The organism is Streptomyces sp. NPDC040405 (assembly GCF_055595765.1).
Genome location: NZ_JBVIVI010000001.1, coordinates 1458833 through 1471338 on the forward strand (window position 1 = coordinate 1458833; position 12506 = coordinate 1471338).

Genomic DNA, 12506 nt, shown 5'->3' on the forward strand with positions numbered 1-12506 from the left:
ATGAGTGAACGTGATGCCCGACGCAGCGGATATCCCCTCACCATCCCGAATCGCTTACTGCTGAGCGAGGACATGAAACGGGCCTGTAGGCGTCAGGACTTCGGTGAGATCTTCCGGCTGGTCAACCGGCGAGGACCAGCGAGCTACGCCGAAATCGCCGCCGCGGTCGGCAAGATGACCAGCGCCCGGGTAGGCGATGTGATCCGGGGCGTTCGTGGTATCCGCGGCGTCGCCGTCATGGAACGCATCGCCGATGGACTGGGGATTCCAGGCCACATGCTCGACCTTCCCGAGCGGCCGTGGGAGGGTACCCCGTCGCCGCGCGCCACCGCCCCGCCCCACGACTACGCTCACAGTTGCCAAGACGGTCCGGACGAAATCCCGTCCGTATTTCCATCGGGGACAACGTCTGGTCTGCCGACTGTGCACGTGGACCCACCGGACTCGGTGAACGCAAACGCGTTAACCAGACCCCTTCTGGTGTCGGTATTTGTCGACGGGAAGGAGCAGATGGTGCCGGTAAGCCGCCGAGCCCTTCTCGAGCACGCAGTCGGCGTGGCCCTGAACGGAAACGGTCCCTTCAGTACCGCGACCGCTTCTGCTGACATCGTACGACGCACCAGTTCACCCCGCTTATCAGCCGGGCGTAGCGAAGCGGCGATTGAGCACCTTCGGGACATGTGGCATGCACTGGTCAGAGCCGATAACCTGTTCGGGCCGCGCCATGCCCTCACGGCAGTCCATCATCAGCTCGCTGTGCTGCAAAGTCTGTTGGAAGACAGCCGCGGCGGGTACCGGCAAGAGCTTCTGAAGCTGTCGGCTCAGTACGCCGAGTCCGCGGCATGGCTCCACGAGGACTCCATGGATGCGTCCAGCGCGGAAACTTGGACGAGCCGTGCCATGGAATGGGCCATGGAAGCCGGCGACGAGGCGATGTTGTCGTGGACTCTGTTTCGCCGCAGCCAACTTGCGGCAGGAAAGAAGAACCCGGGCCAGACGATCGGATTGGCTCAGGCTGTCCAGCGCCACGAACGAGCTCTCACCCACCCAATGAAGGCAGCGGCCATCCAACAGGAAGCCCAGGGACTCGCACTCGACGGGGACGAGGTGTCCTGTCACCAGAGACTGGATGAGGCCCACGAGTACGCCGCCATCGCTGAATCCTCCGGTGACGCACGATCCGGCCACGGGGATTTCTGTACCCCCGGCTACATCGAAATCCAGCGCGCGAATTGCTGGCTCAACCTGTCCCGGCCTGACCGGGCGGTCTCCACCTTCCAGACCGCCTTGGCCGAACTTCCGGACGTCTACCAGCGAGACCGGGGATTCGCCCAGGCGCGCCTGGCCGTGGCGTACGTGGGAATCCAGGAGTACGAGCAAGCTGCCGCAGAGACCGCGTCAGTACTCGACATGGCCCACGACTCGGGCTCCGGCCGCACTCTGCAAGAGGCTGCCACAGCGATCAACGCTCTTGCGGCGGCGAGTAATGTTCCCGCTGTGCGGCAGCTACTCGACGCAGTCAAGGAGAACGCGGGGTTCTGATGGCCACGCCCAATGAACTGGCTGCCATGCGGCGGGCAATCGTCATCTCCGCCCAAGGCCTCGGGACGACGAGCCCCAACCCACCCGTTGGGTGCGTGATGCTCGACCGCGACGGCGTGCCGGTCGGCGAGGGCTACCACCTCCGCAAAGGAGACCACCACGCCGAGGTCAACGCCCTCACGGCAGCGGGCGAGCGGGCCGAGGGCGGCACGGCGGTGGTGACGCTGGAACCCTGCAACCACCACGGCCGCACCCCGCCCTGCCGACAGGCCCTGATCGACGCCAAGGTGTCCCGCGTCCTGATGGCGGTCATGGACCCCACCTCACGCGGGGCGGGCGGCGCGACGGTGCTCGCACAAGCGGGCATCGAGGTGGAGCGCGCAGTCCTGGAGCAGGAAGCGCTGCTCGTCCTCAGCCCGTGGCTGCACTCACTGCGTACGGGGCGGCCGCACATCACCTGGACGTACGCCGTCGGCGCCGACGAGGACCACAGCGACCAGCTGGTGACCGAGCTGCGCCGCACTCATGATCTGGTGATCCGGCGGAACGGGGCGATCGAGGAAGGCGTGCCGGGCGGCCACGGTGAAGGCGCCTTCCGTACGCCAGCTGGGCCGCTCGGCGACGAGCCAGCGAAGGCGGCGAGCGACTTGACCGAGTCCGGCGCTCGCTCGGTACTTATCGAGGGGGCCGGGAATGAAGCGGCACGTTTGCTCGCCAGCCTTGTAGACCGCGTCATCATCGACGCGCCCGGCACTCCGCCATCCTCTGCGCCGCCGTCGGCGAGCAGATTGATCCCGGGCGGATTCCGGCTTGTGGACACAGAGAGCTTCGGTGCGCACGTGCGTCTGATAGCGAAGCGAGCAGTCGACCGAGGTCATTAGGGCCTGTCCGGCGGATCTTTGATCAGTATGGTCATAGCCCTATGAAGGTTCTGATCGTGTTGTCCGCTGCGTTCGTCGTTTTCGTCATGCCAACCTCCCTAGTTTGGCTGCTGGGGCGGCGAGCGAAGATCCCTAACTGGATGCTGATCGTTTTCTTGCTGGCCGGGTGGCTGACAGTGTTCGCCGGCTGGTTCCTCTCGCAGCGTGCGCAGCCGAGCCTGTTTCCCGATACGTCGCCCTGCCACGGCATCAGCGCCACCCCTGTCTCGCAGTACTTCCCGCCCGACTCTTTCTGCCGCCACGCTGACGGGGAATTGCGGACGGTCAACGGGTCGGACTCCAAGTTCGTGTTCTGGGCCGCCGCCAGCACCACCTTGGCGATGCCGATCGCCGCCGTCCGTGCGCGGCGTCGTCAACAAGCCTGATCGCGCTCGCCTCGTCACAGGCGCCCCGGACCTCGACCACTCACCTGTAGTCGGGTAGCTGGGTCGCGCCAACGTGACTTGGATGCCCATCGCTTGAAGCCTGAGCTGTGTACCGAGGTCGCTTGATCGGGTTGTGCAGGTCAGGAGCGAAGCCAGAGACGGATCGAGGCGACGGTGACGGTGCCGTGGAAGATGTAGGCGCGCTTGTCGAACCTGGTGGCTACAGCTCGGAAGTTCTTGAGGCCGTTGATCGTCCGCTCGACTTCGTTCCTCCTCTTATAGATCGTCTTGTCGAAGCTGGTGGGCCGGCCGCCTCTGCTGCCCCGGTTCTGGTGGTTGACGCGCTGATTCTTCGGCTCGGGGATGGTGTGCTTGATCTGGCGGCGCCGCAGGTAGCGGCGGTTGCGGCGGGAGGAATACACCTTGTCGCCGCCCACATGGTCGGGACGGGTACGGGGGCGGCCGCCATCGGATGCGGTCCATGATGGGGATGAACTGTGGGGCATCGCCCCACTGGCCCGGCGTGATCAGTAAGGCCAGTGGGCGGCGTCCGCCTTCACTGGCGAGATGGATCTTGCAGGTAAGACCGCCCCGGGAGCGTCCGAGTCCCTCATCAGGGCGGTGCTGCCGGGGCGTTGTTCTTTTCGCTTCGGCAGATGCGGCTTCAGCCGGGCCCACTCCTCGTTCGTGAGAGCCCCCGCCCCATGAACACGTCAACGACCTCAGCGTGAGGAAGTCACATGATCCGTCGGACAGGCTCTAGTCGGCTTCCCCGGATCGGAGGTTCGCGCTCTTGAGGAGCAGGCGCCTGTCGGTCCCCCAGACGGCCAGCGCGCAGGCCGCGGATCCGGCCCCGAGGAGACTGGAGCCCGGCCAGCCGTGGGTGGCGAAGAGGGCGGTGGTTGCGGCTGCGCCGAGGGCGGAGCCGAGCGAGTAAAAGACCATGTAGCCGCCGATGACACTGCTGAGGCGATCCGGATGCGCGGCGGTGAGCAGGTGCTGGTTGCTCACATGCACGACCTGGACCGCGAAGTCGAGAACCACGATTCCGACGAGGGGGAGCCACAGCGACCACGGCAGCCGCGCTATCGCTGCCCACGAGAGGATGAGCAGAGTGAGCGCGAGACCGGTGACCGGGGCCGCCCGTCCTGCATCCGCCCACCGTCCCGCGCGTGCCGCGCCGAGCGCACCGGCGAGCCCGGCGAAGCCGAACAGTCCGATCTGGCTCTCGCTCAGCTGCCACGGCGTGTCCGCCAGCGGCAGCGACAGTCCGCTCCACAGGGCGCCGAACGATGCGAACAAGAAGAACGCGATGAGCCCGCGCGTCAGGAAGATGCGCTGCCCGAACAGTCCGCCGAGCGAGGCGACGGCCCGCCTGTAATCCCCAGATCGGTTGGGGCGCTCCTCTGACGGCAGTACGACGAGGACGAGGACCGCGAGCACGAGGGACAGCACCGCGAGCAGGGCGTAGACGCTCCGCCAGCCCCACACCTCGGCGAGCGTGCCGGTGACGGCCCGTGCGCCCAGGATGCCGACCACAACGCCCGAGGTCACTACACCGATGTTCCGTCCGCGTTCGGCAGGCGGCGAGACCGACGCGGCGTAGGCCACCGCGGTCTGCACCACGACCGCGAACACCCCAGCCGCCGCGAGCCCCGCGAACGCCACCCATGCGGCTGATGCCGAGGCCGTAAGGACCATGCCCACTGCGGTGACTGCCAGGTGCACGGCGATGAGTCGGCGCCTGTCGACCACATCGCCAAGCGGCACCAGCAGCACCAGCCCTGCCAGATAGCCGAACTGGCCGGTCGCGACGATCCACCCGGCGAGTTCTGCCGACACACCGAGGTCGCGTCCCATCGGCTCCAGAACGGGCTGCGCGGCGTAGATGCTCGCCACAGCGACACCACACACCATCGCGAGCAGCAACCGTCGCCACACGTTCATCGCACCCCAACCCCAATGAGTAGCAGATTGCAACCATTTTGACCGTACGACATAATGGTTTCAATCTGCAACTCATTGGGAGGTGTCATGTCACGCACGACCGTGCGCGCCCCGAACTCCGACTGGACCGACCCCGACTGCCCCGTCGCCCGCACGCTCGACCTCGTCGGCGACAGGTGGAGCCTTCTCGTCATCCGCGACGCGATGGACGGGGCACGATCGTTCACCGAGTTCCAGCGACGCACCGGCATCGCCCGCAACATCCTCACCGACCGCCTCCGCAAGCTCTCCGCTCACGGGCTCCTCGCCCAGCGCACCGCGCTATCGGGCCGCCGCCAGGAATACGTGCTCACCGACGTCGGGCACGACCTCTTCCCCGTCATCCTCACCCTGCGGCAGTGGGGAGAACGCCACGCCTTCGCCCCCGGCGAGGCCCACTCCACCCTTGTCGACCAGCACGGCACCCCTGTGCCGGAAATCGCGCCGACCAGCGCCGACGGCACCCTCCTCGACAGCGACACCACCCACGTGCGGAAGACCCGGTAGAAAGCAGACCTCGGCGCCTCATGCTCGGTCACCGACTCCTCGGCCTCGGCGAACGCCCGGTGCGGCGTCCGTACGGCGCTCATCGGTCCGAGGTCACTTGAAGCTGTGTGCTCCGCTGTCCGATGGCTCAAGTCCTCGCCGCAAGTCCAGCTCGCCGGCGCTCTGGTTCCCGCTCGTCTCGCCCGTCGGCTGAAATCCGAGCCTGAGGTAGAAATTCACGGGTCCGCCCGCGCCCGGACGCCAGGGGGTGGTCATGCGGGTGCCGTCCCGACGGCGGATTTCGGCAGCTACGGACTCGACCGCGAAGCGGCCGTCGATCGAGTGGTCGGACCGCTATCAGCCCGGGGCTCCGGCCGTAGTCTGCGAAAGGCAGTCGCACGGTCAACGCTTCTACCGGCGGCCAGTGATATTCCCGCTGCGCGAGATCTGATGGCCTTCCCCGCACTCAGGTAAGGAACCACGCCATGACCACCCCGGACGCCTTCCCCCTGGAGCCCACGCCGATCCATGTGGCCGACGGGGTCCTCGACGACCTGCGGGCCCGTCTCGCGCTGACGCGGCCGCCGCTGGACGAGGGGAATGGGGACTGGTCCTACGGCGTCCCGGACGGCTATCTCCGGGAGCTGGTCGCCTACTGGCGGGACGGCTACGACTGGCGCGGGGCCGAGGCGGCCATCAACGCCTACGAGCACTACCAGGTGAGCGTCGCCGGTGTCCCGGTGCACTTCATGCGCAAGCCCGGCCGTGGTCCCCGCCCGGTCCCGTTGATCCTCACCCACGGCTGGCCATGGACGTTCTGGCACTGGTCGAAGGTGATCGATCCGCTCGCCGACCCGGCCGCGTTCGGCGGTGACCCCGCCGACGCGTTCGACGTCATCGTGCCGTCCCTGCCCGGCTTCGGTTTCCCCGGCCCGCTCACCGGCTTCCCGGACGTCAACTTCTGGAAGGTTGCCGACCTCTGGCACACCCTGATGACCGGGACCCTGGGATACGAGAAGTACGCCGCCGGGGGCTGCGACATCGGCGGGATCGTCTCCAGCCAGCTCGGCCACAAGTACGCCGACGAGCTGTACGGCATCCACATCGGCTCCGGGCTGCCGCTCGACTTCTTCACCGGACCCCGCGCCTGGGACTTCGCCCGGAACCGGCCCCTCACCGACGACCAGCCCGCCGACGTCCGCGCCCGCATCATCGAGCAGGACCACCGCTGGGCATCCCACCTCGCCGTGCACATGATCGACGGCGCCACCCTGGCCCACGGGCTGAGCGACTCACCCGCCGGACTGCTCGCCTGGCTGCTGGAGCGGTGGAACGCCTGGAGCGACAACGGCGGCGACGTCGAGTCCGTGTTCACCAAGGACGACCTGCTCACCCACGCCACGATCTTCTGGGTGAACAACTCCATCGCCACGTCCATGCGTTACTACGCCAACGCCAACCGCTACCCTTGGGCCCCCGCCCACGACCGCACCCCGGTCGTACAGGCCCCGGTCGGCCTCACCCTCGTCACGTACGAGAACCCGCCCGGCATCCACACCGCCGACGAGCGCGTCCGGGCGTTCAGGACCGGCCCGCAGGCCGACTGGTTCCACCATGTCAACGTCAATGCCCACGACCACGGCGGCCACTTCATCCCCTGGGAGAACCCCGGCGCCTGGGTCAGCGACCTGCGCCGCACCTTCCAGGGCCGCAGGCCCTGAACACGGCAGATGTCCGACTCCCGTCGTAGGCTGAATCCCGCGCGCGAGAGCTGAGGTATCGGGAGGCTGACGTGGCCGAGACGACGGTGGCCGAGGTGATGGCCGAGCTGGCCGAGCTGGCGGACCCGAAGATCCGCAAGGTGAACGAGAAGCACGGTGACGATCACGGTGTGAACCTCGGCAAGCTGCGCGCGCTCGCGAAGCGGCTGAAGACGCAGCAGGAACTCGCGTGCGGGCTGTGGAGGACGGGTGACAGCGCGGCGAGGCTGCTGGCGATCCTGATCTGCCGCCCCAAGGCGTTCGGGCGGGATGAGCTGGACGGCATGTTGCGCGAGGCGCGCACCCCCAAGGTGCAGGACTGGCTCGTCAACTACGTGGTGAAGAAGAACCCGCACGCCGAAGAGCTGCGCCTGACCTGGTTCGCCGATCCGGATCCCGTGGTCGCCAGTGCGGGCTGGGCGCTGACCACCGAGCGCGTGGCGAAGAAGCCCGAGGGCCTCGGCCTCGTGGGGCTGCTCGACGTCATCGAGGCCGAGATGAAGGACGCCCCGGACCGCCTGCAGTGGGCGATGAACCACTGCCTGGCTCAGATCGGGATCGAGCACGCCGAGCACCGCACCCGCGCCCTCGGCATCGGTGAGCGCCTGGAGGTGCTCAAGGACTACCCGACGCCCCCGGGCTGCACCTCCCCGTTCGCGCCCGTCTGGATCACCGAGATGGTGCGCCGGCAGAACGGCAAGACGGTGGCGTGACCCGGGCCTCTACCTGAAAACCGCTCGCGCCGGGGCGGCCGTACCGGAAGGATCGGCTCCCATACGCACCACTGGTGCGAACCGCACAACAGCAAAGGGTGTACCCCCTGCGCGGCGCACCGCCACCCCGGCGGGTCGTGATCGCCGACGACCGGATGACGGCCGACGCCGCGTACCGCCTCGTCTGCGAGGGCACCGCGCTGCTCTGGCACGGCGACTACCAGGGCGCCCGCCAGCTCCTCGCCGCGCTGGCGCGGCGGGTCGACCGGGGGCCACGGCGGCCCCGGGGGCGGCGCGGACCGGCGGAGAGCCCGGCCGAGGCGTTCCACCGGCACCGCCAGGAGCAGGGCCGCCGGGCCCGGTTGCTGGGCATGCTGCTGGTGCCGCTGGACGCCGACCTCGCCGTACCGCTGCACCGGGCGCCCGAAGTTCGCCGGGTGCTCCTTGTCCCCCGACGCCTTCAGGACCGCACGCCGCCTGTCGGCTGCCCTGCCGACGTCGAGGACCAGGCCGCAGCCCACTCCGCAGTAGGAGCAGACCGTCCGCACCTTCGTCGTGTCCTCACCGCGCGAAGCCGGCGCGGCCACGGGCGCCTCCTTGCTCTGCTCGGTCCGATCTCACTCTTCGTGACCGTACGAACAGCTCATTACGCGGGTGCCTCTGCACCCGATCGCCCACGGTTAAGCCCGTCGCGCAGGACGGGGCGAGCGGGTGTGAGCAGAGGCTCCGAGTGGAGGTGAGCAGAGGCTCCGGCGTACGGGCTCGGGCAGCTGGGAAGCAGTGCTCAGCTGGGGAAGCTGCGCAGGAGCAGGCGCCACGCCGCGGTCGACGAGACCGGCGTCAGGGTGGCCGTCCGGGCGTCCGCCCCGGTCACGGCCCACAGCCCGTCGGCGGTGTCGAGGACCCGCAGGGTGCCCGTGCAGGTGTTGCCCGACGCATCGGGCCACCGCGTCGCCACCTCCCACCACCGCGCGCCGTCCGCGGTGGACGCGCCGACCGCCGCCAGCACCCGGAGTCCGGCCGGCGGACCGTCGTGCGGCGCGGCACCGGACAGCTCCTCGGGTGCGGCACCGAACAGGCCGTCGACCTCGGCGGCGGGCAGCGGCACCGGCACCGCGCCGGGCACCGGCCGCGGCCCGAGCCCGACGACCCGGGCCACCGCGGCCGGCACCGAAACGGGCACCAGGCAGGCCAATTCCACCAGGCCGTCCGGGGCGTCTTGCGCCTTCGAGGTGTCCGGGGGCTCCGGGGTGTCCGGGACCTCGGGGAGGTCCAGGAGCAGTGCCGCGGACTCGGCGCCCAGCCAGCCGGCGCCGTGCACACCGCTGCCGTCCACCGCGGCACCACGGACGGACACCATGGACACGGGGTCGGCGATGGCTTCCGCCAGCGGCGCGACGGCCGGGTGCGGCTGCCCGTCGGACAGCACCCCGGCGTCCACCAGCGCCCGCAGCCCCGCGCCGTCGGCCCGCTCGCCCTCCGCCCAGTCGTAGAAGGCCTCGAACAGCTCCGGGGACAGCCGCAGCCGCCCGCTGTCACGGTCGAAGTACGCAGTGGCCGTGCCGGCCGTACCGGCCCTACCGGTCACGCGGCCCCCTCCCGGAGCCGGAAGCGGCCCGCGACCGAGGCGAACAGCTCCGCCTTCGCGTCGTAGTCGAAGGTCGCGGCCGAGGCGGTCACGGTGAAGCCGCGCCGCCCGCTCGTCCACGCCCACTGTTCCCCGGTGATGGCCCCGGCCTCGGGGAGAACATGGTGGAAGAGCCGCCGCGTACCGGAGCCCGCGGGCTGCTCGTCCAGCAGCAAGTAGTCCTGGAGGTGGTCCGTCAGCGCCTGGCCCACGATCCGCTGCCACTGGTGCCCGTCGGCGACGTCCTCGGCCGTGACGACGACGTTCGCACGGAACGCCGCGCCGTCGCCCGGCTCCACCGCGATCAGGGCGACCGGCGGCCCCGGTGACTCGACCTGCTCCCAGTGCGCCGGCAGCGCGATGCGGAACTCCCGCTCCTCGTAAGGGCGCAGTTCGGTACTGGTCATGTGAGCTGCCCCGCCTGCTCCTTGATGAACGCGGCCACCTGCGGTGCCTTGCCCCTGGCCACGTCGAATACGTGGGCGTCGCTCGCGGTCCGCACGACCAGCCGGCGGAAGGGCGACCGCATCCAGAACCCCCGGCGCGGGCGGCCGTCCGCGCCCGCCCGCGCGGGCACCACCTCGACCCCGGTGATCTCCCCCGCGGGAACCGTCACCACGGTCGCCTTCCCGCGCAGCGAGTCCTCGCGCTTGGTGGCGGCGAAGCCGAGGCCCTGCGGGTACCAGGCCAGCGTGCCCTCGACGGTGCCCTTGCGGGCCAGCGCGTGATCCTGCTCGTCGGTGTCCGGGTCGCGCACCCACCCGCCCTTCCACTGCGCCACGGGCTCAGCCACGTGCCCGAACTCCCGCCGGACCTCTTCCTGGCTGAGCACGGCGGGAGCGTCCTCGGCGTAGGAGTCGATCAGGGTCGTCAGCGCGCCCTGGGGCGGCGCGCCCTTGAAGTCCTTCTTGTACTCGCCACTACGGAACCAGCGAGGCCCCCACCATTTCGGGAGGCTGAAGAACCCGGCGAACAGGACCAGGGCATGCACAGCGCTGATCAAGCCGAAGGGAAGGATTACCCACTTGGGAACGCCGAAGAGGTAGTAAATCCCGCCGCCGAACAGCACGAAGGCGAAGGCGGGAATGCCGATGAGCGCCAGGTTCGGGCCGCGGTCGATGACTGCCCAGGAACGGGCCTGCAGCGTACGACCGAGCCAGCACCAGACGGTGTAAACACTTCCGACCCCGCCTACGACGGTCCCGGAGAGGCCCCGGACCCCCCAGGATTCCGCATGGTCGAATTCCAGGTAGCCGCCCAGGAAGACCAGACCCATGACGACCACGGGCGACCTCGGCGAAAAGATCGACAGGGTCCGCTGGCGCCCCACGATTACCTCACTTCCCAATAATTCCGTTGATCCAGTCGCCGGCTTCACTGCCGATACCGGAACCTGCCGCAGCACCGACAAGACCACCGACCACCGCGCCCACCGGCGCGCCGACACCGCCGAACACGGCACCGACCGCCGCACCGGCTGCGGCGCCTCCCTCCGCGCCTGCCCAGGTTCCGCCGGTCGTCGCGAGGGATTTGGTAGCGGTACGGGCAACCCGCTTCCCGGTGGACATGTTCTTGTCCTGCGCATCGGCGCCCCACTGGCTCAGCCCCGAGGTGACGGCGGTGAGACCGAGGCTGGCCCGGCCACCCCACTTCCCGACCGCGGCCCACTTATTGCGGGCCGCGGCCGCATAAGGCTTGGCCTGCCAGTTCTTGCTCCACATCCGCCGGTAGGTGTTCTTCCAGAGCGGCTCGTTCTTCCACTTCAGGTAGCCGTAGCGGCCGCTCGACAGCACTCCTCTGGGCGCGAATCGGCCGTGTCGGTAATAGCCCATCCAAGAAACGGCGGCGCCGAGCCCCGTCGTCCCGAAACCACCCCACCCCAGGGTCTGTCGTCCCTGCTCGGCCCAATTCGTCCCGGGCCCGTCATTCGTGGCGTTGATCTTGTCCACGGCGGTCTGGAGGGCCTCGCCATACGCGGCGACCTTGCCGCGAACGGCCGAGGCGATGCGGTCATTCTCCTCGACCAGGTCCGGCTTGTGTCGCCAGCCGTCGCCCAGTGGCTTCGCCTTGGCGGCGAGGCTCTCGGCGTCGCGTTTCAGCTGCCGAAGCGACTTCTTGACCGGCGCGCCGGTGTGGGCGTATTCCTGCAGGGCGTCGGCGGTGGTCCGGGCGGCCTCGGCGACCTTGCTCGCCTGCTGCTTGACGGGCGTCATCTTCTCGCTGAGGACGATGCCGTTGGGCACGAGGTAGTGCATACCGACACCCTCGGCCCACGCCACATCGATTTCCCCGCCGCGGCGCTCCAGCCCGGAGGCGTTACGGCGGATTTTCTTGACCGCCGTCTCCAGATCATCGAAGTGCACGTCGTCCAGCGACGGGATTTCCTCCGGGTCGACCAGCGTGTCCGTCATTCACCGAACACCCGGCCCGAGCCAGTCGTTTCCCGTGGAGTTCGCCCGGTCGATTCCCTGGTTCGCGTTCCCCCGCATTTCGTGATCCCCCTCGTCGAACACTCCGGTTGCCTGCCCGGCACCGTCCACCGTGCGCGTCACCCGGGACGACATGATGCCGGTCTTCTGCTGGACGTCTCCCGCGAGCCGGGTCAGGGCGCTGGCGACGGGAGCGTCGCTCGCCAGCCCCGCTTCGTCGAGGGCGTCGAGCAGCATCCGGACGTCCGTGCCGATGTCGTCGCCCTGCCGGGTGGCCTTCCGGCCCGTCTCATGCATCCCGGTCGGCGAAATGTTGAATTTCATGACTCGGCCCTCAGCGAATTCCGTTCGGCGCACTCTCGAATAGCCGTGCGCCAACGATTCGCTCCCCCGGCATCCCGCGGCCGCCCTCGGCAGCGGCACGGACCGGCCGGCAGAGCGCGGACAGCGTCTCGCTTCTCCGGTTGAATTCGAGGCTCACCCCGTTGTCCTCTCGCTCGGGTATACGGATGCGTCCACCCGCACCGACCCCAGTGAACCCGACCGCGCGACGCCGGGACAACCCCGGCCCGAAGGGCGCGCCTGCTATTGCCAGGGATGTCGGACACCGCCGGATGAAGTGCCCTGCGGACCCTGGACCACCGTCTCCAGCGGGTG

General features: G+C 69.0%; 12 protein-coding genes and 4 pseudogenes. 7 read left to right on the plus strand and 9 right to left on the minus strand.

The window, feature by feature from the left end; all coding sequences use genetic code 11:
* From ACZ59A_RS05780 to ACZ59A_RS05790, 3 genes are read left to right on the plus strand one after another with little or no spacing between them, the layout of a single operon-like run.
* Complete coding sequence (locus tag ACZ59A_RS05780) at positions 1–1542, plus strand: hypothetical protein (RefSeq protein ID WP_470953946.1); 1542 nt, start codon at positions 1–3, stop codon at positions 1540–1542.
* Positions 1542–2423: a bifunctional diaminohydroxyphosphoribosylaminopyrimidine deaminase/5-amino-6-(5-phosphoribosylamino)uracil reductase RibD gene (gene ribD, locus ACZ59A_RS05785; protein ID WP_470953949.1), complete on the plus strand. Its 882-nt coding sequence runs from the start codon at positions 1542–1544 to the stop codon at positions 2421–2423. Before ACZ59A_RS05780 ends, ribD begins: the two co-directional genes overlap by 1 nt.
* A 41-nt stretch (positions 2424–2464) precedes the next feature.
* A complete protein-coding gene (locus tag ACZ59A_RS05790; RefSeq protein ID WP_470953952.1) occupies positions 2465–2848 on the plus strand; it encodes a hypothetical protein in 384 nt (127 codons plus the stop codon).
* A gap of 140 nt (positions 2849–2988) precedes the next feature.
* Here ACZ59A_RS05790 and ACZ59A_RS05795 read toward each other — a convergent pair.
* Positions 2989–3481, minus strand: a pseudogene (locus tag ACZ59A_RS05795) (IS5 family transposase); the annotation flags it as partial.
* Between the two features lie 126 nt (positions 3482–3607).
* Positions 3608–4795 (minus strand): MFS transporter, encoded by a 1188-nt coding sequence (locus ACZ59A_RS05800; protein WP_470953955.1) that lies wholly within the window; start codon positions 4793–4795, stop codon positions 3608–3610.
* Positions 4796–4882: 87 nt separating this feature from the next.
* Between ACZ59A_RS05800 and ACZ59A_RS05805 the strand changes: the two genes are divergently transcribed.
* On the plus strand, positions 4883–5341 hold the full coding sequence (locus ACZ59A_RS05805) for a winged helix-turn-helix transcriptional regulator (RefSeq protein WP_470953957.1): 459 nt from the start codon (positions 4883–4885) through the stop codon (positions 5339–5341).
* Between the two features lie 93 nt (positions 5342–5434).
* Here the strand turns inward: ACZ59A_RS05805 and ACZ59A_RS05810 are convergent.
* Positions 5435–5653, minus strand: a pseudogene (locus ACZ59A_RS05810) (N-acetyltransferase); the annotation flags it as partial.
* A gap of 152 nt (positions 5654–5805) precedes the next feature.
* On the opposite strand from ACZ59A_RS05810, the gene ACZ59A_RS05815 reads away from it, so the two are divergent.
* From ACZ59A_RS05815 to ACZ59A_RS05825, 3 genes and pseudogenes are all read left to right on the plus strand, one after another.
* Positions 5806–7041, plus strand: a complete 1236-nt coding sequence (locus ACZ59A_RS05815; RefSeq protein WP_470953959.1) for an epoxide hydrolase family protein — start codon at positions 5806–5808, stop codon at positions 7039–7041.
* A 71-nt stretch (positions 7042–7112) separates the two neighbouring features.
* The gene (locus ACZ59A_RS05820; RefSeq protein WP_470953962.1) at positions 7113–7793 is read left to right on the plus strand and encodes a DNA alkylation repair protein; all 681 of its coding nucleotides are present in this window, start codon (positions 7113–7115) and stop codon (positions 7791–7793) included.
* Between the two features lie 71 nt (positions 7794–7864).
* A pseudogene (locus ACZ59A_RS05825) lies at positions 7865–8227 on the plus strand (methyltransferase); the annotation flags it as partial.
* Here the strand turns inward: ACZ59A_RS05825 and ACZ59A_RS05830 are convergent.
* The 6 genes and pseudogenes from ACZ59A_RS05830 to ACZ59A_RS05855 all read right to left on the minus strand — a co-directional run.
* Positions 8213–8380, minus strand: a pseudogene (locus tag ACZ59A_RS05830) (hypothetical protein); the annotation flags it as partial. The pseudogenes ACZ59A_RS05825 and ACZ59A_RS05830 overlap by 15 nt on opposite strands.
* 197 nt (positions 8381–8577) lie before the next feature.
* Complete coding sequence (locus tag ACZ59A_RS05835; protein WP_470953965.1) at positions 8578–9381, minus strand: hypothetical protein; 804 nt, start codon at positions 9379–9381, stop codon at positions 8578–8580.
* Entirely contained in the window at positions 9378–9827 is a 450-nt protein-coding gene (locus ACZ59A_RS05840; RefSeq protein ID WP_470953967.1) for a hypothetical protein, read from the minus strand. The genes ACZ59A_RS05835 and ACZ59A_RS05840 overlap by 4 nt, the downstream gene beginning before the upstream one ends.
* The gene (locus ACZ59A_RS05845) at positions 9824–10705 is read right to left on the minus strand and encodes a hypothetical protein (RefSeq protein ID WP_470953969.1); all 882 of its coding nucleotides are present in this window, start codon (positions 10703–10705) and stop codon (positions 9824–9826) included. Before ACZ59A_RS05845 ends, ACZ59A_RS05840 begins: the two co-directional genes overlap by 4 nt.
* 52 nt (positions 10706–10757) lie before the next feature.
* Entirely contained in the window at positions 10758–11831 is a 1074-nt protein-coding gene (locus tag ACZ59A_RS05850) for a hypothetical protein (protein WP_470953971.1), read from the minus strand.
* Positions 11832–12173, minus strand: a complete 342-nt coding sequence (locus tag ACZ59A_RS05855) for a DUF6507 family protein (RefSeq protein ID WP_470953974.1) — start codon at positions 12171–12173, stop codon at positions 11832–11834. It lies immediately after the preceding gene.
* Between the last annotated feature and the right edge of the window lie 333 nt (positions 12174–12506).